The 20452-nt window shown below is 59.5% G+C and carries 25 protein-coding genes; 19 read left to right on the top strand and 6 right to left on the bottom strand.

What is annotated here, in order from left to right; genetic code table 11:
• The first annotated feature begins 22 nt into the window (after nucleotides 1-22).
• From PSH86_RS20385 to PSH86_RS20375, 3 genes are all read left to right on the top strand, one after another.
• Nucleotides 23-1720, top strand: a complete 1698-nt coding sequence (locus PSH86_RS20385; RefSeq protein WP_109754678.1) for a glutamine--tRNA ligase/YqeY domain fusion protein — start codon at nucleotides 23-25, stop codon at nucleotides 1718-1720.
• 21 nt (nucleotides 1721-1741) lie between these two features.
• On the top strand, nucleotides 1742-3124 hold the full coding sequence (gene cysS, locus PSH86_RS20380; RefSeq protein ID WP_305484573.1) for a cysteine--tRNA ligase: 1383 nt from the start codon (nucleotides 1742-1744) through the stop codon (nucleotides 3122-3124).
• Nucleotides 3125-3452: 328 nt separating this feature from the next.
• The gene (locus PSH86_RS20375; RefSeq protein ID WP_305484571.1) at nucleotides 3453-3908 is read left to right on the top strand and encodes a DUF2214 family protein; all 456 of its coding nucleotides are present in this window, start codon (nucleotides 3453-3455) and stop codon (nucleotides 3906-3908) included.
• A 191-nt stretch (nucleotides 3909-4099) separates the two neighbouring features.
• Here the strand turns inward: PSH86_RS20375 and csrA are convergent, their stop codons facing one another.
• On the bottom strand, nucleotides 4100-4294 hold the full coding sequence (gene csrA, locus PSH86_RS20370; protein WP_003179932.1) for a carbon storage regulator CsrA: 195 nt from the start codon (nucleotides 4292-4294) through the stop codon (nucleotides 4100-4102).
• A gap of 247 nt (nucleotides 4295-4541) precedes the next feature.
• Here csrA and PSH86_RS20365 point away from each other — a divergent pair, with 247 nt between their 5' ends.
• On the top strand, nucleotides 4542-4907 hold the full coding sequence (locus tag PSH86_RS20365; protein ID WP_212801196.1) for an SPOR domain-containing protein: 366 nt from the start codon (nucleotides 4542-4544) through the stop codon (nucleotides 4905-4907).
• Between the two features lie 135 nt (nucleotides 4908-5042).
• On the opposite strand, the gene PSH86_RS20360 is transcribed toward PSH86_RS20365, so the two are convergent.
• Nucleotides 5043-5732, bottom strand: a complete 690-nt coding sequence (locus PSH86_RS20360) for an endonuclease (protein WP_176689427.1) — start codon at nucleotides 5730-5732, stop codon at nucleotides 5043-5045.
• Between the two features lie 5 nt (nucleotides 5733-5737).
• Nucleotides 5738-6037 carry a DUF1654 domain-containing protein gene (locus PSH86_RS20355; RefSeq protein ID WP_176689649.1) on the bottom strand — a complete coding sequence of 100 codons (300 nt, stop codon included), beginning with the start codon at nucleotides 6035-6037 and terminating at the stop codon, nucleotides 5738-5740.
• A 198-nt stretch (nucleotides 6038-6235) separates the two neighbouring features.
• On the opposite strand from PSH86_RS20355, the gene PSH86_RS20350 reads away from it, so the two are divergent.
• The 8 genes from PSH86_RS20350 (at nucleotide 6236) to PSH86_RS20315 (ending at nucleotide 13784) form a co-directional block, all read left to right on the top strand.
• Nucleotides 6236-6688: a hypothetical protein gene (locus PSH86_RS20350; protein WP_109754685.1), complete on the top strand. Its 453-nt coding sequence runs from the start codon at nucleotides 6236-6238 to the stop codon at nucleotides 6686-6688.
• Between the two features lie 134 nt (nucleotides 6689-6822).
• A complete protein-coding gene (locus PSH86_RS20345; RefSeq protein WP_163857828.1) occupies nucleotides 6823-7779 on the top strand; it encodes a sugar ABC transporter substrate-binding protein in 957 nt (318 codons plus the stop codon).
• Nucleotides 7780-7837: 58 nt separating this feature from the next.
• Nucleotides 7838-9391 (top strand): sugar ABC transporter ATP-binding protein, encoded by a 1554-nt coding sequence (locus PSH86_RS20340; protein WP_305484568.1) that lies wholly within the window; start codon nucleotides 7838-7840, stop codon nucleotides 9389-9391.
• On the top strand, nucleotides 9388-10365 hold the full coding sequence (locus PSH86_RS20335) for an ABC transporter permease (RefSeq protein WP_013693780.1): 978 nt from the start codon (nucleotides 9388-9390) through the stop codon (nucleotides 10363-10365). The genes PSH86_RS20340 and PSH86_RS20335 overlap by 4 nt, the downstream gene beginning before the upstream one ends.
• A gap of 3 nt (nucleotides 10366-10368) precedes the next feature.
• Nucleotides 10369-11388 (top strand): LacI family DNA-binding transcriptional regulator, encoded by a 1020-nt coding sequence (locus PSH86_RS20330; RefSeq protein WP_109754688.1) that lies wholly within the window; start codon nucleotides 10369-10371, stop codon nucleotides 11386-11388.
• A 23-nt stretch (nucleotides 11389-11411) separates the two neighbouring features.
• Complete coding sequence (gene rbsK, locus PSH86_RS20325; protein WP_305484566.1) at nucleotides 11412-12326, top strand: ribokinase; 915 nt, start codon at nucleotides 11412-11414, stop codon at nucleotides 12324-12326.
• A complete protein-coding gene (rbsD, locus tag PSH86_RS20320; RefSeq protein ID WP_116832927.1) occupies nucleotides 12323-12727 on the top strand; it encodes a D-ribose pyranase in 405 nt (134 codons plus the stop codon). Before rbsK ends, rbsD begins: the two co-directional genes overlap by 4 nt.
• Nucleotides 12728-12755: 28 nt before the next feature.
• Complete coding sequence (locus tag PSH86_RS20315; protein WP_116832926.1) at nucleotides 12756-13784, top strand: nucleoside hydrolase; 1029 nt, start codon at nucleotides 12756-12758, stop codon at nucleotides 13782-13784.
• Between the two features lie 48 nt (nucleotides 13785-13832).
• On the opposite strand, the gene PSH86_RS20310 is transcribed toward PSH86_RS20315, so the two are convergent.
• On the bottom strand, nucleotides 13833-14030 hold the full coding sequence (locus PSH86_RS20310; protein WP_109754692.1) for a hypothetical protein: 198 nt from the start codon (nucleotides 14028-14030) through the stop codon (nucleotides 13833-13835).
• A 129-nt stretch (nucleotides 14031-14159) separates the two neighbouring features.
• Here PSH86_RS20310 and PSH86_RS20305 point away from each other — a divergent pair, with 129 nt between their 5' ends.
• Both PSH86_RS20305 and PSH86_RS20300 read left to right on the top strand, forming a co-directional pair.
• On the top strand, nucleotides 14160-14465 hold the full coding sequence (locus PSH86_RS20305) for a hypothetical protein (RefSeq protein ID WP_109754693.1): 306 nt from the start codon (nucleotides 14160-14162) through the stop codon (nucleotides 14463-14465).
• 164 nt (nucleotides 14466-14629) lie between these two features.
• On the top strand, nucleotides 14630-14944 hold the full coding sequence (locus PSH86_RS20300) for an I78 family peptidase inhibitor (protein WP_176689429.1): 315 nt from the start codon (nucleotides 14630-14632) through the stop codon (nucleotides 14942-14944).
• Between the two features lie 68 nt (nucleotides 14945-15012).
• Here PSH86_RS20300 and PSH86_RS20295 read toward each other — a convergent pair whose 3' ends face one another.
• Both PSH86_RS20295 and PSH86_RS20290 read right to left on the bottom strand, forming a co-directional pair.
• Nucleotides 15013-15225, bottom strand: a complete 213-nt coding sequence (locus tag PSH86_RS20295; RefSeq protein WP_003179963.1) for a cold-shock protein — start codon at nucleotides 15223-15225, stop codon at nucleotides 15013-15015.
• 289 nt (nucleotides 15226-15514) lie between these two features.
• Nucleotides 15515-15817 carry a hypothetical protein gene (locus tag PSH86_RS20290; protein ID WP_109754695.1) on the bottom strand — a complete coding sequence of 101 codons (303 nt, stop codon included), beginning with the start codon at nucleotides 15815-15817 and terminating at the stop codon, nucleotides 15515-15517.
• A gap of 367 nt (nucleotides 15818-16184) precedes the next feature.
• Between PSH86_RS20290 and thrS the strand changes: the two genes are divergently transcribed.
• The 5 genes from thrS (at nucleotide 16185) to pheS (ending at nucleotide 20426) form a co-directional block, all read left to right on the top strand.
• Nucleotides 16185-18107 carry a threonine--tRNA ligase gene (thrS, locus tag PSH86_RS20285; RefSeq protein WP_109754696.1) on the top strand — a complete coding sequence of 641 codons (1923 nt, stop codon included), beginning with the start codon at nucleotides 16185-16187 and terminating at the stop codon, nucleotides 18105-18107.
• Nucleotides 18107-18658, top strand: coding sequence for a translation initiation factor IF-3 (infC, locus tag PSH86_RS20280; RefSeq protein WP_169432615.1), 552 nt, complete (start codon nucleotides 18107-18109; stop codon nucleotides 18656-18658). The genes thrS and infC overlap by 1 nt, the downstream gene beginning before the upstream one ends.
• Before the next feature lie 60 nt (nucleotides 18659-18718).
• Complete coding sequence (rpmI, locus tag PSH86_RS20275; RefSeq protein WP_002553160.1) at nucleotides 18719-18913, top strand: 50S ribosomal protein L35; 195 nt, start codon at nucleotides 18719-18721, stop codon at nucleotides 18911-18913.
• 30 nt (nucleotides 18914-18943) lie between these two features.
• The gene (gene rplT, locus PSH86_RS20270; protein WP_002553161.1) at nucleotides 18944-19300 is read left to right on the top strand and encodes a 50S ribosomal protein L20; all 357 of its coding nucleotides are present in this window, start codon (nucleotides 18944-18946) and stop codon (nucleotides 19298-19300) included.
• 109 nt (nucleotides 19301-19409) lie between these two features.
• Nucleotides 19410-20426 carry a phenylalanine--tRNA ligase subunit alpha gene (gene pheS, locus PSH86_RS20265; protein ID WP_025212923.1) on the top strand — a complete coding sequence of 339 codons (1017 nt, stop codon included), beginning with the start codon at nucleotides 19410-19412 and terminating at the stop codon, nucleotides 20424-20426.
• The last annotated feature ends 26 nt before the right edge of the window (nucleotides 20427-20452 follow it).

Raw genomic sequence — 20452 nt, 5'->3', positions numbered from 1 at the left:
CACTTGTACGTTCAAGGATCCTATGAGCAAGCCCACTGTCGACCCTACCTCGAATTCCAAGACCGGCCCGGCCGTGCCGGTCAACTTCCTGCGCCCGATCATCCAGGCGGACCTGGACTCGGGTAAGCACACACAGATCGTCACTCGCTTCCCGCCGGAGCCCAACGGCTACCTGCACATCGGCCATGCCAAATCGATCTGCGTGAATTTCGGCCTGGCCCAGGAGTTCGGCGGCGTCACGCACTTGCGTTTCGACGACACCAACCCGGCCAAGGAAGACCAGGAATACATCGACGCGATCGAAAGCGACGTCAAGTGGCTGGGTTTCGAATGGTCCGGTGAGGTGCGCTATGCCTCGCAATATTTCGACCAACTGCACGATTGGGCGGTGGAACTGATCAAGGCCGGCAACGCCTACGTGTGCGACCTGACCCCCGAGCAGGCCAAGGAATACCGCGGCAGCCTGACCGAGCCGGGCAAGAACAGCCCGTTCCGTGACCGCAGCGTGGAAGAGAACCTGGACCTGTTCGCCCGCATGCGCGCCGGTGAGTTCCCGGACGGTGCACGGGTGCTGCGCGCCAAGATCGACATGGCCTCGCCGAACATGAACCTGCGCGACCCGATCATGTACCGCATCCGTCATGCCCATCACCACCAGACCGGTGACAAGTGGTGCATCTACCCCAACTATGACTTCACCCATGGTCAGTCGGACGCTATCGAAGGCATCACCCACTCGATCTGCACCCTGGAGTTCGAAAGCCACCGGCCGTTGTACGAATGGTTCCTCGAGCACCTGCCGGTGCCGGCCCATCCGCGCCAGTACGAATTCAGCCGCCTGAACCTGAACTACACCATCACCAGCAAGCGCAAGCTCAAGCAACTGGTGGACGAGAAGCACGTCAACGGCTGGGACGACCCGCGCATGTCGACGCTGTCGGGCTTCCGTCGTCGTGGCTACACGCCAAAATCGATCCGCAACTTCTGCGAAATGGTCGGCACCAACCGTTCCGACGGCGTGGTGGACTTCGGCATGCTGGAATTCAGCATCCGTGACGACCTGGACCACAGCGCCCCGCGCGCCATGTGCGTACTGCGTCCGCTGAAAGTGGTCATCACCAATTACCCGGAAGGCCAGATCGAGAACCTCGAGCTGGCGCGTCACCCGAAAGAAGACATGGGCGTGCGCGTCCTGCCGTTCGCCCGGGAGATCTACATCGACCGTGAAGACTTCATGGAAGAGCCGCCAAAAGGCTACAAGCGCCTGGAGCCGGCCGGCGAAGTGCGCCTGCGCGGCAGCTACGTGATCCGCGCCGACGAAGCGATCAAGGACGCCGACGGCAACATCGTCGAGCTGCGTTGCTCGTACGACCCCGATACCCTGGGCAAGAACCCGGAAGGTCGCAAGGTCAAGGGCGTGATCCACTGGGTGCCGGCCGCTGCCAGCGTCGAGTGCGAAGTGCGTCTGTACGATCGCCTGTTCCGTTCGCCGAACCCGGAGAAGGCCGAAGACAGCGCCAGCTTCCTGGACAACATCAACCCTGACTCCCTGCAAGTACTCACTGGTTGTCGTGCCGAACCTTCGTTGGGCAATGCACAGCCGGAAGACCGTTTCCAGTTCGAGCGCGAAGGTTACTTCTGCGCGGATATCAAGGACTCGAAACCCGGTGCTCCGGTATTCAACCGTACCGTGACCTTGCGCGATTCCTGGGGTCAGTGATCAAGTCTTAAGGGAAACCCTGTGCTTACGATCTACAACACGCTCACCAAGAGCAAAGAAGTCTTCAAGCCGCTGGATGGCAACAAGGTCCGCATGTACGTCTGCGGCATGACCGTGTACGACTACTGCCACATTGGCCATGGTCGCAGCATGGTCGCGTTCGACCTGGTGACCCGCTGGTTGCGTTTCAGCGGTTATGACCTGACCTATGTGCGCAACATCACCGACATCGAAGACAAGATCATCAACCGTGCCCGCGAAAACGGCGAGCCTTACGATGCGTTGACCGAGCGCATGATCAAGGCCATGCACGAGGATGAGGCGCGCCTCAATATCCTCAAGCCGGATCTGGAACCACGGGCAACTGATCACATTCCTGGCATGCTGAGCATGATCCAGACCTTGATCGACAAGGGCTATGCCTACGCACCGGGCAATGGTGACGTGTACTACCGCGTCGCCAAGTTCATGGGCTACGGCAAGCTGTCGCGCAAGAAGATCGAAGACCTGCGCATCGGCGCGCGTATCGAAGTCGATGAGTCGAAACAGGATCCGCTGGACTTCGTGCTGTGGAAGGCTGCCAAGCCGGGTGAGCCGAGCTGGGAGTCGCCGTGGGGCGCCGGGCGTCCGGGCTGGCACATCGAATGCTCGGTGATGTCCACCTGCTGCCTGGGCGAGACCTTCGACATTCATGGCGGCGGCAGCGACCTGGAGTTCCCGCACCACGAAAACGAAATTGCCCAGAGCGAGGCGGCCACCGGCAAGACCTACGCCAACGCGTGGATGCATTGCGGCATGATCCGGATCAACGGCGAGAAGATGTCCAAGTCCTTGAACAACTTCTTCACCATCCGTGACGTGCTGGAAAAGTACCACCCGGAAGTCATTCGTTACCTGCTGGTGTCGAGCCACTATCGCAGCGCCATCAACTACTCGGAAGACAACCTCAAGGACGCCAAGGGCGCCCTGGAGCGTTTCTACCACGCGTTGAAGGGCATGCCGAATGTGCCGGCGGCCGGCGGCGAAGCGTTCGTTGCACGCTTTACCGAGGTGATGAACGACGACTTCGGCACGCCGGAAGCCTGCGCGGTGCTGTTCGAGATGGTGCGTGAGATCAACCGCCTGCGTGAGAGCGATCTCAATGCAGCGGCCGGTCTGGCGGCACGCCTGAAAGAACTGGCCAGCGTGCTGGGTGTGTTGCAACTCGAAGCCGATGATTTCCTGCAGGCTGGTGCCGAAGGTCGCGTGGACGCCGCCGAGGTCGAGGCATTGATCCAGGCGCGCCTGACTGCCCGGGCCAACAAGGACTGGGCCGAATCCGACCGCATCCGCGACCAGCTCACCGCCATGGGCGTGGTGCTGGAAGATGGCAAGGGCGGGACGACCTGGCGATTGGCGGACTGAAGTCTTACGCAATACCACTGTGGGAGCGAGCCTGCTCGCGATAGCGGAGTGTCAGGCAACATTTTTGTCGACTGATACACCGCCATCGCGAGCAAGCTCGCTCCCACATTGGATCTGTTGCAGTTTCCAATTTTTTGCCCGCCGCCAATCCCTGTGGGAGCCGAGCTTGCTCGCGATGACGGCGGTACATTCAGCATCATTGCAAACGGATACACCGCTATCGCGAGCAGGCTCGCTCCCACAGTTTTTTGCATGCCTACCCTGGCAATCATGGTTTTATGAGCTAGTACTGTCAGGTCGATTCGACGTTCTCTGACAGGGCTCTTCCATGTTGACTCATTGGTCTTTGGCGGCCATTCATCTTCTGGCGTTCGCCCTCGGGCTCTGGGCAGTGCTGACGCGCGGCACGGCGCTGCGACGCCTGGCGGGCGGTGTGGATGCGGTTCGCAATGTGTTGATTGCGGATAACGTATGGGGTGTGTCGGCGCTGGTGTTGTTGGTGACCGGTGGGATGCGGGCGTTCGGTGGGTACGAAAAAGGTACGGATTATTACCTGCACCAGCCGCTGTTCCACCTGAAGATGGCCTTGCTCCTGCTGATCCTGTTGCTTGAGATCGCGCCGATGATCGCCCTGATCAAATGGCGGATGGCACGGGGCAAAGGGGCGGCGATTGACTCTTCGAAAGCCGGTCGGTTGGCACGGATCAGCCATATCGAAGCCTTGCTGCTGATCTTGATGGTGGTTGCCGCCACTGGAATGGCGCGCGGCGTGAGCCTGGGCTGACGGGCCGCGAACGCCCGCTTCGTCATCATTAAAACGAAACGTCTGACAGCCATGCCAAGAGCCATGCCATTAGTATCGATTCACGAGTGGGACGAAAGAAGGCGAGGGGGCAGGGTAAGGCGCGGTCGATCGGAATCTTTAGCCAGCCATTGCGGCGATGCAAACGGGCTGGCTGCGGACTGCTGCAATGTTCAGGGGGTTTGCGGCTTGTCGGGGGCGGTGAGGCCGGCCTGAATACGCTGATAGATTTCTTCGCGATGCACCGCAACGTTTTTCGGGGCGTTGATGCCGATCCGGACTTGTTGGCCACTAACGCCCAGAATGGTGATCGTGATGTCGTCACCAATGTTTATGCTTTCACCGACTTTGCGGGTGAGTATCAGCATGGTGTTCTCCTTGATTGCTTTATAGGGCACCTGATTCAGACAGTGCAGATGTCGGTACTGCTTATAGATTAGTGCTAAGTGTCACAATGTGGGTGCCTCTTTCTGACGTGCAGATGCAGCATTAATTCCCAGGGTGCGACTATACAGAGACGCCGGGCAGGATTCTCGTGTTTTGAGCACTGTTTGCGGCGATCTTGATGGGCACGGGTGCTAAAATCCGTGCCTCATGTCTTCCGGGGGAAACGTTGTGCGCAAATTGGCTTGGGTAATCGCGGTGTTGGTGCTGGCAGGGTGCGGTGAAGGGCGTGACATCGAAGCAGCGAAGCCGAAACCCGCCGCGACCTCTGCACCGGCCGCCGCTGCCGCGCCGCAGTGGGCCGTCGAGGTTCGTGGCGAGACGCCTCAGGCAGTCAGCGACCTGACCGGTTGGCTCATCGAACACAGCTTCATGTCGAACGTAGTGCGCGAGGGCGGCAAGGAGCGGGTCCTGGTCGGTCCTTTCAGTTCCAAGGCTGAAGCCGAAGCCAAGCAGGAGCAGGTCACTGCCGCTTTGGTCCGGGCGAAAAAACGCAACATCGAGACGTTGGTGGTGGATTATCCGGCCACTCAATAACCGGACAGAACAAAACCTGTGGGAGCGAGCCTGCTCGCGATAGCGGTGTATCAGTCGACAAACTGTTGTCTGTCACTCCGCTATCGCGAGCAGGCTCGCTCCCACAGTTGATTTGTGCTGTTCAAGAATGCGAGGTCAGCCGCAGGCCTTCAAATTTACCGGCCCCACGAACTCATTCCCACGCCCCATGACGCACGCCACGCTCTGGTTGCGCTGACGCTCCCAGCTTTCGACCGGGTAGGTCTTGTCCCAGGCTTCGTACAGGCGCCGATCCTGTTTCGAGAGGCGCAGGCCATATTGCTTGCTCATGTAGAAATAGGTCCGGGCGATCATTCCCCGGATAGAAGGGCGGGGCATGACCTTCTTGGCCTTGAAATCCACCTGGGTCAGGCATGAACCGTATTGCCCCTTCTGCACCGGCAACCAGCCGAAACTGAAATTGCTGCGATCGCCATTCACTTCCCCGATGCTCGGCACCAGGTTGTGCAGGTCGGCCTCGGCCCGTTGATAGACCGGGTCGTACCGGGTGCAGTTTTTACGCCCGCCTTGTTGCCAGCATTGGCGCTGATGGCCGATCTGCCACGCCGGGACAATATGTTCCCACTCGATGCGGGCGGCGCGGCTGGCGTTCTTGCGCGGCACGTAACCGCAGGCGGCCAGGTTCACGCGATTGCCGGTGTATTTGCAGCCACAGTAGAACTCGGTGGATTGCGGCGCGTAGAGTTTCCAGGCGACTTTCTTGGCTTCGTTGAAGGTGCGCGGCGCACCGGCCTGGGCGCCCATGGTGATGAACACAAGCAAAAAAGCTAAACAGCGAACACTCATCAGGCTCAATCTTCCTTCGGCACGACCCAGAAAACCTGCACGCCACCGTCGTCGCGATAGGCGAGGGTCACGTTGTCGTTCTCGTCGATTTCTTCCAGGAGGCGCTCCCATTCATCCACCGGCTCGTCGGGAAGCCGGAAGATCAGCGCGGCCTTGGCTTTTTGCGCGGTGGGGGAATTGATGATTTTCGAGACCCGCAGGCCGAGTCGCGTATAGGAATCTAAGGGGGTAGTTGCAGCGGAGGGCGTGGCCACAGGATTATCCTTATTAAGCTGTACGTGCATACAGTATTTAACTGTAGGTATTTACGCAACTGCTTAAAATTCAAGAAGATCGTCTGACAGCGCTTTTTTCGTTTTGGTGTAAGAGGAGGAAGTTTTTTATTGGCTGGCGTAAACGGCTGGGCCAAACGCTCTGGCTTGTGACAGATTTGCGTGGGCGCTAAAGAAAGTGCTTTGGCGGGCGATGTCTTTCGTAGGAATCTCATCTTATGGAGTTTTGATATGGCGTTTTCTGTCGGCTTTCCCAATGCGGCGGCCGTGACTATCGGTGGCCAATCCGCTGCTACCCTGAAGGCCCTGAGCGAGGCCGAGACCGAGGCTGCCGATGAGGCCCTTGGTACAACGCGCGCGTCGGGCAAGGTCCGCGTGGACATGGGGGCGGGCGCTGAGGCAACCGATCAGACGCAGGAGAGCGGCAGTACCCAGAGCATTGCCGTCCAGATATTGCTCAAGCGGATGCAAGAGCTTCAGGAGCAGCTCAGGGAGCAGCAACAGCAATTGGCCGCTGCGCAGACACGGAATTATCCGAAACCGGAAGACAAGACCGCGGCGGTCATGGCGGTTCAAGGGCAGATTGCCGACACCAGTGGCGCATTGTTGGAGGTCACCGGTCGCCTGGTCACGGAGCTGGCGAAGGGCGGCAGTTCGGGAGCAATGGTCAATACGACGGCCTGACGCTTCGCCATTGCGGATGCAACCGCAGCGTTGACAAATCCACGAAGCCTTACCATAGTTCACTTCACGCAAACGTTTGCGCGGCGTTCCGTGCATTGATTTGCTCACAATAATCATAAGATCGGAGTGAACCCATGAAGTTGCCATTCGCTGGACGCCTTCTCGCTGTTGCCATGCTCGCGGCCGCATCCGCTGCTCTGCCTCTCTCCTCGGCATTCGCCCAGACCGCTGAAAAACCCAAGGTCGCCCTGGTCATGAAGTCCCTGGCCAACGAATTCTTCCTGACCATGGAAGACGGCGCCAAGGCTTATCAGAAGGAACACTCCGCCGATTTCGACCTGATCTCCAACGGGATCAAGGACGAAACCGACACCGCCAACCAGATCCGTATCGTCGAGCAAATGATCGTGTCCAAGGTCGATGCCCTGATCATCGCGCCTGCGGACTCCAAGGCCATGGTGCCGGTGATCAAGAAAGCCGTCGACGCAGGCATCACGGTGATCAACATCGATAACCAGCTCGATCCGACCGTGGTCAAGAGCAAGAACATCAACGTGCCGTTCGTAGGCCCGGACAACCGCAAGGGCGCACGTCTGGTCGGTGAGTACCTGGCCAAGGAGCTCAAGGCCGGTGACGAGGTCGGCATCATCGAAGGTGTGTCCACCACTACCAACGCCCAGGCGCGTACCGCGGGCTTCAAGGATGCGATGGAGGCGGCGCAGATCAAGGTCGTCTCCCTGCAATCCGGCGACTGGGAAATCAACAAAGGCAACCAGGTTGCCGCGTCGATGCTCAGCGAATACCCGAACATCAAGGCGCTGCTGGCTGGTAACGACAGCATGGCGGTCGGCGCGGTATCGGCCGTGCGCGCGGCGGGCAAGGCGGGCAAGGTGCAAGTGGTCGGCTACGACAACATCAATGCCATCAAGCCAATGCTCAAGGACGGTCGTGTCCTGGCGACTGCCGACCAGTTCGCCGCCAAGCAGGCTGTCTTCGGTATCGAGACGGCGCTGAAGATCCTCAAGGGCGAAAAAGTCGACAGCGGTACCAACGGCGTTATCGAAACTCCGGTCGAGCTGGTGACCAAGTAGTTATCCTGGCGACACAACGGTGCTCGCCCATTCGGGCGAGCGCATGGAGAGTTTTGTTATGTCCGTTTGCGACCCGAACGCTGTCCTTTCTGTCAGCGGCATCGGCAAGACCTATGCCCAACCGGTACTGACCGATATCAACCTGACGTTGATGCGTGGTGAAGTGCTGGCGCTGACCGGCGAAAATGGTGCCGGCAAAAGCACCTTGTCCAAGATCATCGGCGGACTGGTGACGCCGACGACCGGACACATGCAATTTCAAGGTCAGGATTATCGTCCCGGCAGCCGTACCCAGGCTGAAGAGCTGGGCGTGCGCATGGTGATGCAGGAACTCAACCTGTTGCCGACCCTTTCCGTGGCCGAGAACCTGTTTCTCGACAACTTGCCCAGCGTCGGTGGCTGGATCAGCCGCAAGCAATTGCGCAAGGCGGCCATCGAGGCCATGGCCCAGGTCGGGCTCGATGCAATCGATCCCGACACGTTGGTCGGCGAGCTGGGGATCGGTCATCAGCAGATGGTCGAGATCGCTCGCAATCTGATTGGCGATTGCCATGTGCTGATTCTCGATGAGCCGACCGCCATGTTGACGGCCCGGGAAGTCGAGATGCTCTTCGAACAGATCACTCGCTTGCAGGCTCGCGGCGTGTCGATCATCTACATTTCCCATCGCCTCGAAGAACTGGCGCGGGTCGCCCAGCGCATTGCTGTATTGCGTGATGGCAACCTGGTCTGCGTCGAGCCGATGGCCAACTACGACAGCGAGCAACTGGTGACCCTGATGGTTGGCCGGGAGCTGGGTGAGCATATTGACCTTGGCCCGCGCCAGATCGGCGCGCCAGCGCTGACCGTCAAAGGCCTGACCCGTGCCGACAAGGTCCGCGACGTGTCCTTCGAAGTGCGCAGTGGCGAGATCTTCGGCATCTCCGGCCTGATCGGGGCAGGGCGGACCGAACTGTTGCGGCTGATCTTCGGTGCCGATACCGCCGACAGCGGCACGGTGGCGCTGGGCTCGCCGGCCCAGGTGGTGAGCATTCGCTCCCCGTCCGATGCGGTGGCCCATGGCATTGCGCTGATCACCGAAGACCGCAAGGGGGAAGGCCTGCTGTTGACTCAATCCATCGCCGCCAACATTGCCCTGGGCAACATGCCGGAGATTTCCAGCGCCGGCCTGGTCAATGGCAGCGCCGAACTGGCCTTGGCGCAGCGGCAGGTCAATGCCATGCGCATCCGCAGTTCCAGCCCGACCCAGTTGGTGTCCGAGCTGTCGGGCGGCAACCAGCAGAAAGTCGTGATCGGTCGCTGGCTCGAGCGCGACTGCGCGGTCATGCTGTTCGACGAGCCGACCCGGGGCATCGACGTCGGCGCCAAATTCGACATTTATGCGTTGCTCGGCGAGTTGACTCGCCAGGGCAAGGCGTTGGTCGTGGTGTCCAGCGACCTGCGCGAGCTGATGTTGATCTGTGACCGGATCGGCGTGTTGTCCGCCGGGCGCCTGATCGACACCTTCGAGCGCGACAGCTGGACCCAGGATGACTTGCTTGCCGCCGCATTCGCCGGCTACCAGAAACGTGATGCGTTGCTCAACGAAGCAGCGCCTAGGGATCTTTCATGAAAACCGCATCTGCCGTCGGCAAATCGAGTGGCAATTTCTATGGCCTGGGGACGTACCTGGGCCTGGCTGGCGCGCTGCTGGCCATGGTCGCGCTGTTCTCGGCCCTGAGCAGCCATTTTTTGTCCTATGACACCTTCAGCACCTTGGCCAACCAGATTCCGGACCTGATGGTGTTGGCGGTCGGCATGACCTTCATCCTGATCATCGGCGGCATCGATCTGTCGGTGGGCTCGGTGCTGGCGCTGGCGGCATCGACGGTCAGCGTGGCCGTGCTCGGCTGGGGCTGGAGCGTCTGGCCATCGGCGTTGCTCGGCATGGCCGTGGCGGCGCTGGCGGGGACGGTCACCGGTTCGATTACCGTGGCGTGGCGGATTCCATCGTTCATCGTCTCCCTCGGCGTGCTGGAGATGGCCCGTGGCCTGGCGTACCAGATGACTGGCTCGCGTACCGCCTATATCGGCGACTCGTTCGCCTGGCTGTCCAACCCCATCGCCTTTGGCATTTCGCCTTCGTTCATCATCGCCTTGCTGGTGATCTTCATTGCCCAGGCGGTGCTGACCCGTACGGTGTTCGGTCGCTACCTGATCGGCATCGGCACCAATGAAGAGGCCGTGCGCCTGGCCGGTATCAATCCAAAGCCCTACAAGATCCTGGTGTTCAGCCTGATGGGCTTGCTGGCCGGCGTGGCCGCGTTGTTCCAGATTTCGCGCCTGGAGGCGGCGGATCCGAACGCTGGCTCAGGTCTGGAACTGCAGGTCATCGCTGCGGTGGTCATTGGCGGCACCAGCCTGATGGGTGGGCGTGGTTCGGTCATCAGCACCTTCTTTGGCGTGCTGATCATCTCGGTGCTGGCGGCGGGCCTGGCGCAGATCGGCGCCACTGAACCGACCAAGCGCATCATTACCGGCGCGGTGATCGTGGTGGCGGTCGTGCTCGATACCTATCGCAGCCAGCGCGCCAGTCGGCGGGGCTGAACCATGGCGACGATCAAGGATGTAGCAGCGCTCGCGGGGATTTCCTACACCACCGTGTCCCACGTGGTGAACAAGACGCGACCGGTCAGCGAAGAGGTGCGGCTCAAGGTCGAGGCGGCCATCGAGCGCCTGGACTACGTGCCCAGCGCCGTGGCCCGGTCGCTCAAGGCCAAGACCACGGCGACCATCGGCCTGTTGGTGCCCAACGCCCTCAACCCATACTTTGCCGAGTTGGCCCGGGGTATCGAGGATTACTGTGAGCGCAACGGCTATTGCGTGATCCTGTGTAACTCCGACGATAACGCGGACAAGCAACGCAGCTACCTGCGGGTGCTGCTGGAAAAGCGCATCGACGGGTTGATCTTCGCGTCCGCCGGCGGCGATGTCGGCCTGGCCGAGGGCCTGGCCAACGTGCGCACGCCCATGGTGATTGTCGACCGCGGGCTCGATGGCGTCGACGCCGACCTGGTGCGCATCGACCATGAATACGGCGCTTACCTGGCGACCCGGCACCTGTTGGAGCTGGGGCACCGCGACATCGCCTTCATCGGTGGCCCGGCCGATACCAGCGTGGCGCAAATGCGCCTGGCCGGTTACTGCCGGGCGCTGAAAGAGGCCGGAATCGAACTGCCCGTCGAGCGTATGCTCGAGAGCGATTTCACCAGTACCGGCGGCTACCGAGCCGCCGCGCAACTGCTGGAGCAGCAGCCGCCGAGCGCGATTTTTGCGGCCAACGACATGATCGGCATCGGTGTGCTGCGCGCCGCCGCTGAACGCAACGTGCGCGTGCCCAGCGAGCTGTCGGTCATCGGTTTCGATGACATTCAGATGAGCCGATATGTCTACCCGGCGTTGACCACGGTAGGGCAGTCGATCCTGCAACTTGGCGAGATGGCGGCCGAAGTGCTGCTGCGACGAATTGCGACGCCAGGCCTTGCCACCGACCAGCGGATCGTGACGCCGAGTATTGTCTTGCGAGAGTCGACTGCGCCGCTGTCCGGCACATTCGCCCAATACCGCTGAACCGAATTGATGAGTAGTGATGTATGCCAGCAAAAGTAGTGGTAATAGGCAGCCTGAACATGGACCTGGTGACCCGGGCGCCGCGTCTGCCGCGCGGTGGTGAAACACTGATTGGCGAGTCGTTCTCCACCATCCCGGGCGGCAAGGGCGCCAACCAGGCGGTGGCCGCCGCGCGCTTGGGCGCGAAGGTGTCGATGGTCGGTTGTGTGGGCAGCGACGCCTACGGCGAGCAATTGCGTGGCGGGCTGTTGGCCGAGGGTATCGACTGCCAGGCGGTCAGTGTGGAGGAGGGTGCCAGCGGCGTGGCGCTGATCATCGTCGACGACAACAGCCAGAACGCGATCGTTATCGTCGCCGGTGCCAACGGTGTGCTCACCCCTGAAGTCCTGGGCGGTGTCGATGAAGTACTGCAAAGCGCCGATGTCATCATCTGCCAGCTCGAAGTGCCGGATGCCACCGTTGGCCATGCCCTCAAGCGCGGTCGTGAGCTGGGCAAGATCGTCATCCTCAACCCGGCGCCGGCCTCCCACACATTGCCGGTCGATTGGTACGCCTGCGTCGATTACCTGATTCCCAATGAAAGCGAAGCCGCAGTCTTGAGCGGACTTGCGGTGGATTCCCTGGAGACCGCCGAAGCCGCCGCAGCGCATCTGATCGCCGCCGGGGCTGGCAAGGTGATCGTGACGCTGGGCGCCCAGGGTCTGATGTTCGCCAACGGCACAAGTTTCGAACACTTCCCGGCCCCGCGGGTCAAGGCGGTGGACACCACGGCGGCCGGCGACACTTTTGTCGGCGGCTTCGCGGCAGCCTTGGCCAGTGGCAAAAGCGAGGTCGATGCGATTCGTTTCGGCCAGGTCGCCGCGGCGCTGTCGGTCACCCGCGCTGGCGCGCAGCCTTCAATCCCCACGTTGCTGGAAGTACAGGCCTTCAAATCATGAAAAAGACGCCGTTGTTGAATGTGGCACTGTCGCGACTGATCGCTTCCCTCGGCCATGGCGACAAAGTGGTCATCGGTGATGCCGGGCTACCGGTACCGCCCCAGGTCGAATTGATCGACCTGGCCCTGACCCATGGCATCCCGGATTTTGTCAGCACCTTGAAAGTGGTGCTCAGCGAAATGCAGGTAGAAAGCCATGTCCTGGCCGAGGAAATCCTCGATAAGCAACCGTCGGCCTTGACGACCCTGGAAGCGCTGCATGCCGAAGGCGCGTTGGGCGAGCGGGAACTGGTCAGTCATGAACAGTTCAAGGTCATCAGCCGACAAGCTCGGGCGATCATTCGCACAGGCGAGTGTTCTCCATACTGCAACATCGTGCTGATCGCTGGAGTCACGTTCTAACCTGTCAACCCTGCACAAGGAGTGCGCCATGCACCGCTATGCTCAGAAAATGCATCAACTGTTCCGGAGTCTGCTGCTTTTGTCATTGATCACCGCTACAAGCGCCCAGGCGGCGGAAAAGATCGACCTGATCATCGACACCGACCCGGGGGCCGATGACGTGGTAGCGCTGCTGTTCGCCCTGGCGTCCCCTGAAGAGCTCCATATCCGCGCGCTGACCACCGTCGCCGGCAATGTTCGCCTGGACAAGACCTCCCGCAATGCTCGCCTGGCGCGAGAGTGGGCGGGGCGCGAAGACGTGCCGGTGTATGCTGGGGCGCCGAAACCGCTGATGCGCACGCCGATCTACGCGGAAAACATCCATGGCAAGGAAGGCCTGTCGGGTGTCACCGTCCACGAGCCGAAGAAAGGCCTGGCCGAGGGCAATGCCGTCAACTACCTGATCGACACGCTCAAGGCCGCCAAGCCCCACAGCATCACCATTGCCATGCTCGGCCCGCAGACCAACCTGGCTTTGGCGCTGGTCCAGGAGCCGGACATTGTCCAGGGCATCAAGGAAGTGGTGATCATGGGCGGCGCGCACTTCAACGGTGGCAATATCACGCCGGTGGCTGAATTCAATCTGTTCGCCGACCCACAGGCGGCCGAGATCGTCGCAAAAAGTGGCCTGAAGCTGACGTATCTGCCGTTGGACGTGACCCACAAGATTCTCACCAGCGAAGCGCGCCTGAAGCAGATCGCCGCAGTGAACAACAACGCCAGCAAACTGGTGGGCGATATCCTTAACGAGTACGTCAAGGGCGACATGGAGCACTACGGCATGACCGGTGGGCCGGTGCACGACGCGACGGTGATTGCCTACCTGCTCAAGCCGCAATTGTTTACCGGCCGTTCGGTCAACCTCGTGGTGGACAGTCGTGAAGGTCCGACTTTCGGGCAGACCATCGTCGACTGGTACGACGGCTTGAAGGCGCCCAAGAATGCCTTCTGGGTGGAGAACGGTGATGCCCAGGGCTTCTTCGATCTGCTGACCGAGCGCCTGGCGCGCCTCAAGTAACCTGTCTCGCGGCGGGCCCGCAGGCCATGGCCTGCGGGTGCCCGAGCTTCACTCGACCGTTTCGGTGATGTTCGGGTATCGCTCGAACGCCTGCTGGATGAATTTCTGCGCGGCCGCCGTTCCCAGCTCCTTGACCAACAGGTCGATACCAATAATTGCCAGCTCTTCCGCGGTACTGGGGCTGTAGGAGCTGTGTCCCTCTGACCATTTGGCATTGATGGTGACTTCGATGCTGACGGTGCTCATGGTGGGGCTCGCGAGTTGGGAGGTCTGTAGGCTGAGTTAACCATTTTTGCAGCGGGTTTGGCACTGCGACTTAGGCATCGGGTGAGGGCTGTGCGACACTTGTTTTTTGACTTCTGAAGGAGCCCTGCCGTGCAGATCGATTTGAACGCGCCTGACGGGTTGACCCTTGAGTCGGTTCGTCAGTTGCTGGCTTCTGCCAGTGATGACGAGCACACCCAATTGCGCGTGACCAAGGGGGGGATCGCTTATCTGTCTTCGGGCGTTGTGGGGGGCGTCGACATCGATGGCTTGCTGTTTCGGCTTGAGACGTGGGCCAAAGGTTCCGGCTATGTCGGACGGGTCGCTGCCAGCGACGAGGTCTGGGTCATGCAGATCTACAACGCACTGAAAGACAACTGGCCAAACCCACCCTTCGATTACATTGACGTTTACTGAACGTTGTTCATATTCAGTCACGATTCATGTCTGACCAGGGCGACTGGGGTCAGGCAAACTGCCGGTTTTCCGGATGAGGGGAGGCTGATGGCCATGGTCTTGAAACCAAGTACCGTTTGGGCTGTCGCACGCTCTCTGTTTATTTATTGAAAAAAGGAGGCTTCATGCCTTGGAAGCTCGCGTCATTGAGTACTTTGCTGGCCGCCGTGGTTTTGAGTGGTTGCAGCAGCACCTCTGAGTCGACCCCCGATCCCGTGGCGGCCGAGACCGGTCACAGCCGCTGCGAAGCAAAGGCTGCCGAGTTCGCCATTGGCAAGCAGGCCTCGCCGCAATTGCTGGAGCAGGCCCGTGCCCGCGCCGGCGCGCAGAACGCGCGTATTCTCAAGCCCAACGACATGGTCACGCTTGAGTACCGCTCCGATCGCCTGAACCTCAATACCGACGCCAACCTGGTGGTCAACCGGGTGAACTGCGGCTGATTGGCGGCTTTCAATCGCCCATAAAAAACCCCGTCACATGGACGGGGTTTTTTTAGTGCGCCGAGAAATTACTCTGGGCGAACCTGTGCAGCTTGCATACCCTTTTGGCCTTTCTCAGCCACGAAGGAAACGGTCTGGCCTTCTTTCAGGCTTTTGAAACCGTCGCTTTCGATAGCTTTGAAGTGTACGAACAGGTCGTCACCGCCACCTTGAGGAGTGATGAAGCCGAAGCCTTTTTCATCGTTGAACCATTTAACGGTGCCGGTTTGGCGATTAGACATGGTGTATCTCCAAGAAACATATATTTTCAGTGTACTGTGCTGCTCAGGCCAACTGGGCACACCCGGGTATCATAGTCGAAATGTTCGATTTGGGAGCCCCCCGGACGCGCTGTTTGCCAATCAGTCGTGTTTACTTTACCGCCTATACCCGCTGAAAGGCCCGGTTTTAAAGGCTTTCAGCCGAAAGTAAAGACGATAAAAAAAGCTGTAAAACCTGAATAAATCGTTCGAAAAAGCCTTGAATCAGGGTTTTTCAACCCTGCCGGGCCTGTTCAGGAAGGCTGCTTCCTCATTTTTTCGCCTTGTTATCGGCCTTGCATTTTGCGATCTGCCCCAGGGCTTTTTGCTGCAGTTCCGGTGCGGCCTTGTTATCCATCAAGGCCTGGATGTCCGAGGCCGGGTAGGACTTGATCGCGTCGGCGCCACAGGCGCAATGAGCCTTGGCTGCAGCCGCGCCGATCTGGGGCGTTGCCGCCTCCGTGCATTGGGCCATGTATTTTTCGCGCTCGCCTTTGGGCCAGTCGGCATGGGCGGTCAGTGGAAGCAGCAGGGCAAGGGGGGCGACTACTGCAAACAACGTATTGAGACGCATGCGAAGATGCTCCTTTCGGGTCGATGTCTTGATATCTGAGGCGTTGCGCTCGGTTCAGTTCAGCACTCTGGCATAAAAACCCGGATTTACGCCTGTTTCAATTCCAGCACGGCGATGACCGTTCATCTGTGCTAGCATGCCGGGCTCGGCTATTTCCAGGCTGTGGACGACTCGTCCCAGTGGCAAATGTTCGAAATAACCCTGATTTGAATCCCAGTCACTCTGGTTCGGTTTTCCCGGTTGGCCGCAAGGCTCCTGCCGCTGTAAGGCAGGCGTTCGTCATTGAATGGCCTGGACTGGATCTTGTACTGGCTCATCCCAACCCACGTGACCTTTGGTAGGGGTCACCACTAGGAGAGGAGGCGCCATGCCAACTATTACTCTTCCCGACGGCAGTCAACGTTCATTCGACCACCCGGTTTCCGTAGCCGAGGTCGCCGCATCCATCGGCGCGGGCCTGGCCAAGGCCACCCTGGCCGGCAAGGTCAACGGCAAGCTGGTCGACGCCAGTGACGTCATCGACAGCGACGCCACGCTGCAAATCATCACGCCAAAGGATGAAGAGGGGCTGGAGATCATTCGCCACTCTTGTGCGCACCTGGTCGGCCATGCGGTCAAGCAGCTGTACCCGAGCGCGAAGATGGTCATCGGGCCAGTCATCGATGAAGGCTTCTATTACGACATCGCCTTCGAGCGGCCTTTCACGCCGGACGACATGGCCGCCATCGAACAGCGCATGCAGCAGCTGATCGAGAAAGATTACGACGTCATCAAGAAAGTCACCCCGCGCGCCGAAGTCATCGAAGTGTTCAAGGCCCGTGGCGAGGATTACAAGCTGCGTCTGGTGGAAGACATGCCGGACGAGCAGGCCATGGGCCTGTACTACCACGAAGAATACGTCGACATGTGCCGTGGCCCGCACGTGCCGAACACGCGTTTCCTGAAATCCTTCAAGCTGACCAAGCTGTCCGGCGCCTACTGGCGTGGCGATGCGAAGAACGAACAGTTGCAGCGCGTCTATGGCACCGCCTGGGCGGACAAGAAGCAACTGGCGGCTTACATCCAGCGTATTGAAGAAGCCGAGAAGCGCGATCACCGCAAGATCGGCAAGCGCCTGGGCCTGTTCCATACCCAGGAAGAGTCCCCGGGCATGGTGTTCTGGCACCCGAACGGCTGGACGATGTACCAGGTGCTCGAGCAGTACATGCGCCAGGTCCAGCGTGAAAACGGCTACCTGGAGATCAAGACGCCGCAAGTGGTTGACCGTAGCCTGTGGGAGAAATCCGGGCACTGGGCCAACTACGCCGACAACATGTTCACCACCCAGTCGGAAAACCGTGACTACGCCATCAAGCCGATGAACTGCCCATGCCACGTGCAGGTGTTCAACCAGGGCTTGAAGAGCTACCGCGAGCTGCCGATGCGCCTGGCCGAGTTCGGTGCCTGCCACCGTAACGAGCCGTCCGGTGCGCTGCACGGCATCATGCGCGTGCGTGCGTTCACCCAGGACGATGCGCACATCTTCTGTACTGAAGAGCAGATGCAGGCCGAATCCGCCGCCTTCATCAAGCTGACCATGGACGTCTACCGGGACTTCGGCTTCACCGAAGTCGAGATGAAGCTGTCCACTCGTCCGGAAAAACGCGTTGGCTCCGACGAATTGTGGGATCGCGCCGAAGCGGCCCTGGCCGCCGCCCTCGATAGCGCGGGCCTTGCGTATGACCTGCAACCGGGTGAGGGGGCTTTCTACGGCCCCAAGATCGAGTTCTCGCTGAAAGATTGCCTTGGTCGCGTGTGGCAGTGTGGTACCCTGCAGCTCGATTTTAACCTGCCGATCCGTCTGGGCGCCGAATACGTGTCCGAAGACAACAGCCGCAAGCACCCGGTCATGCTTCACCGCGCGATCCTCGGTTCGTTCGAGCGCTTCGTCGGGATTCTGATCGAACACTACGAGGGCGCGTTCCCCGCGTGGTTGGCGCCGACCCAGGCAGTGATCATGAATATCACTGATAAACAGGCAGATTTTGCCGCCGAGGTCGAAAAAACTCTCAACCAAAGCGGATTTCGTGCCAAGTCCGACTTGAGAAATGAAAAGATCGGCTTTAAAATCCGCGAGCATACTTTGCTCAAGGTTCCCTTTCTCTTGGTTATTGGAGATCGGGAGGTCGAGATGCAGACTGTCGCTGTGCGTACTCGTGAAGGTGCTGACCTGGGCTCGATGCCCGTCGCCGAATTCGCTGAGTTTCTCGCGCAAGCGGTTTCCCGGCGTGGTCGCCCAGATTTGGAGTAATTATTATTAAGCGTGAAATGAGACAAGATAAACGAGCTGCACCGAAAGCCCCGATCAACGAGAATATCTCGGCACGCGAGGTTCGGTTAATTGGCGCTGACGGCGAGCAGATTGGCATCGTCTCGATTGATGAAGCGCTTCGTATTGCTGAAGAAGCCAAGCTTGATCTGGTAGAAATTTCCGCAGACGCAGTCCCGCCGGTTTGCCGGGTGATGGACTACGGCAAGTCTATCTTCGAAAAGAAGAAGCAGATTGCCGCGGCGAAGAAAAACCAGAAGCAGATTCAGGTAAAAGAAATCAAGTTTCGTCCAGGGACGGAGGAAGGGGATTACCAGGTAAAACTGCGCAACCTGGTACGTTTCCTGAGTGACGGGGACAGGGCCAAGGTATCCTTGCGATTCCGCGGCCGTGAGATGGCCCACCAGGAGCTGGGGATGGAACTCCTCAAGCGGGTTGAACAAGACCTGCTCGAGTACGGTTCGGTCGAACAGCATCCTAAGATGGAAGGACGCCAGCTGATCATGGTCATCGCCCCGAAAAAGAAGAAGTAATCAACAGGGCACGGCAGGCCTTGCGATTATGTTTATCAACTGAATGCGGAGTATCCGAACATGCCAAAGATGAAGACCAAAAGTGGTGCTGCTAAGCGGTTTCTGAAAACTGCTAACGGTATCAAGCACAAGCACGCTTTCAAGAGCCACATCCTGACCAAAATGTCGACCAAGCGTAAGCGTCAACTGCGCGGTAGCAGCTTGCTGCATCCGTCTGACGTGGCAAAAGTCGAGCGCATGCTGCGCCTTCGTTAATTTTTGGATCAAGAATAGAGGAAGTAACTCATGGCTCGTGTAAAGCGTGGCGTCATTGCCCGTAAGCGTCACAAAAAAATTCTGAAACTTGCTAAAGGCTACTACGGCGCGCGTTCCCGCGTATTCCGTGTTGCCAAGCAAGCGGTAATCAAGGCAGGCCAATACGCCTACCGTGACCGTCGTCAGAAAAAACGTCAGTTCCGCGCTCTGTGGATCGCTCGTATCAATGCTGGTGCTCGTGTTAACGGTCTGTCCTACAGCCGTTTCATCGCTGGCCTGAAAAAAGCGTCCATCGAGATCGACCGTAAGGTTCTGGCTGATCTGGCAGTGAACGAAAAAGCGGCGTTTGCTGCGATTGTCGAGAAAGCTAAAGCCACCTTGGCTTAAGTACCCCCGGCAGTCACCGGGGTCCGCATCTGTGGGCCTTGGTGTCAAACGTCATAAATAGGGGAAGAGCCTTAAAGCTCTTCCCCTATTTCGTATCTGGAGTCTGTACATGGAAAACCTGGACGCGCTGGTCGCTCAAGCACTAGAGGCTGTGCAAAGCGCTGAAGATATCAATGCCCTGGAGCAAATCCGGGTTCTGTACCTTGGCAAGAAGGGCGAGTTGACCCAGGTGATGAAGACCCTGGGGAACCTGCCGGCCGAAGAGCGCCCGCAGGTCGGCGCGCTGATCAACGTTGCCAAGGAGCGTGTCACAGAGGTCCTCAATGCGCGCAAGGCGTTGTTCGAGGAGGCGGACCTGGCTGCCAAGCTCGCCGCCGAGTCCATCGACGTGACCCTGCCTGGCCGTGGCCAGACTTCCGGTGGCCTGCATCCGGTGACCCGGACCCTGGAACGCATCGAGCAGTTCTTCACCCACATCGGCTACGGCATTGCCGAAGGCCCTGAGGTCGAAGACGACTACCACAACTTCGAAGCGCTCAACATCCCAGGCCATCACCCGGCCCGGTCGATGCATGACACCTTCTATTTCAATGCGAACATGCTGTTGCGCACCCATACCTCGCCGGTACAGGTCCGCACCATGGAATCGCAGCAGCCGCCGATCCGCATCGTCTGCCCAGGCCGTGTGTACCGCAGCGACTCCGATATCACCCACTCGCCGATGTTCCACCAGGTCGAAGGCCTGCTGGTCGATCGCGACATCAATTTCGCCGACCTGAAAGGCACTATCGAAGAGTTCCTGCGGGTGTTCTTCGAAAAAGAACTGGCGGTGCGGTTCCGCCCTTCGTACTTCCCGTTCACCGAGCCATCGGCTGAAGTCGACATGGAATGCGTGATGTGCAGCGGTAAAGGCTGCCGCGTCTGCAAACAGACGGGCTGGCTGGAAGTCATGGGCTGCGGCATGGTTCACCCGAACGTGCTGCGTATGTCCGGGATCGATCCGGAAGAATTCTCGGGCTTTGCTTTCGGCATGGGCGTCGAGCGCCTGGCCATGCTGCGTTACGGTGTGAATGATTTGCGCCTGTTCTTCGACAACGACTTGCGGTTCCTTGCGCAATTTCGCTAGGTCGCAACCCGTAACGAATCTATTAG

Origin of the sequence: Pseudomonas sp. FP2300 (assembly GCF_030687595.1) — a bacterium.
Taxonomy (GTDB): Bacteria; Pseudomonadota; Gammaproteobacteria; order Pseudomonadales; family Pseudomonadaceae; genus Aquipseudomonas; species Aquipseudomonas bijieensis.
The sequence above is the reverse complement of the archived record's forward strand: the minus strand, read 5'-3'. Positions and strand labels throughout refer to the sequence as shown.

What these genes read in the sequence shown, in the direction of transcription:
- PSH86_RS20345 (WP_163857828.1), top strand. Translation starts at nt 6,823, where the DNA reads ATGAAGTTGCCATTCGCTGGACGCCTTCTCGCTGTTGCCATGCTCGCG.
- PSH86_RS20310 (WP_109754692.1), bottom strand. Translation starts at nt 14,030, where the DNA reads ATGAGCACCGTCAGCATCGAAGTCACCATCAATGCCAAATGGTCAGAG.
- PSH86_RS20295 (WP_003179963.1), bottom strand. Translation starts at nt 15,225, where the DNA reads ATGTCTAATCGCCAAACCGGCACCGTTAAATGGTTCAACGATGAAAAA.
- PSH86_RS20340 (WP_305484568.1), top strand. Translation starts at nt 7,838, where the DNA reads ATGTCCGTTTGCGACCCGAACGCTGTCCTTTCTGTCAGCGGCATCGGC.
- csrA (WP_003179932.1), bottom strand. Translation starts at nt 4,294, where the DNA reads ATGCTGATACTCACCCGCAAAGTCGGTGAAAGCATAAACATTGGTGAC.
- rpmI (WP_002553160.1), top strand. Translation starts at nt 18,719, where the DNA reads ATGCCAAAGATGAAGACCAAAAGTGGTGCTGCTAAGCGGTTTCTGAAA.
- PSH86_RS20350 (WP_109754685.1), top strand. Translation starts at nt 6,236, where the DNA reads ATGGCGTTTTCTGTCGGCTTTCCCAATGCGGCGGCCGTGACTATCGGT.
- PSH86_RS20315 (WP_116832926.1), top strand. Translation starts at nt 12,756, where the DNA reads ATGCACCGCTATGCTCAGAAAATGCATCAACTGTTCCGGAGTCTGCTG.
- PSH86_RS20330 (WP_109754688.1), top strand. Translation starts at nt 10,369, where the DNA reads ATGGCGACGATCAAGGATGTAGCAGCGCTCGCGGGGATTTCCTACACC.
- thrS (WP_109754696.1), top strand. Translation starts at nt 16,185, where the DNA reads ATGCCAACTATTACTCTTCCCGACGGCAGTCAACGTTCATTCGACCAC.
- PSH86_RS20375 (WP_305484571.1), top strand. Translation starts at nt 3,453, where the DNA reads ATGTTGACTCATTGGTCTTTGGCGGCCATTCATCTTCTGGCGTTCGCC.
- PSH86_RS20300 (WP_176689429.1), top strand. Translation starts at nt 14,630, where the DNA reads ATGCCTTGGAAGCTCGCGTCATTGAGTACTTTGCTGGCCGCCGTGGTT.
- rbsD (WP_116832927.1), top strand. Translation starts at nt 12,323, where the DNA reads ATGAAAAAGACGCCGTTGTTGAATGTGGCACTGTCGCGACTGATCGCT.
- PSH86_RS20290 (WP_109754695.1), bottom strand. Translation starts at nt 15,817, where the DNA reads ATGCGTCTCAATACGTTGTTTGCAGTAGTCGCCCCCCTTGCCCTGCTG.
- PSH86_RS20360 (WP_176689427.1), bottom strand. Translation starts at nt 5,732, where the DNA reads ATGAGTGTTCGCTGTTTAGCTTTTTTGCTTGTGTTCATCACCATGGGC.
- PSH86_RS20335 (WP_013693780.1), top strand. Translation starts at nt 9,388, where the DNA reads ATGAAAACCGCATCTGCCGTCGGCAAATCGAGTGGCAATTTCTATGGC.
- rbsK (WP_305484566.1), top strand. Translation starts at nt 11,412, where the DNA reads ATGCCAGCAAAAGTAGTGGTAATAGGCAGCCTGAACATGGACCTGGTG.
- rplT (WP_002553161.1), top strand. Translation starts at nt 18,944, where the DNA reads ATGGCTCGTGTAAAGCGTGGCGTCATTGCCCGTAAGCGTCACAAAAAA.
- PSH86_RS20385 (WP_109754678.1), top strand. Translation starts at nt 23, where the DNA reads ATGAGCAAGCCCACTGTCGACCCTACCTCGAATTCCAAGACCGGCCCG.
- pheS (WP_025212923.1), top strand. Translation starts at nt 19,410, where the DNA reads ATGGAAAACCTGGACGCGCTGGTCGCTCAAGCACTAGAGGCTGTGCAA.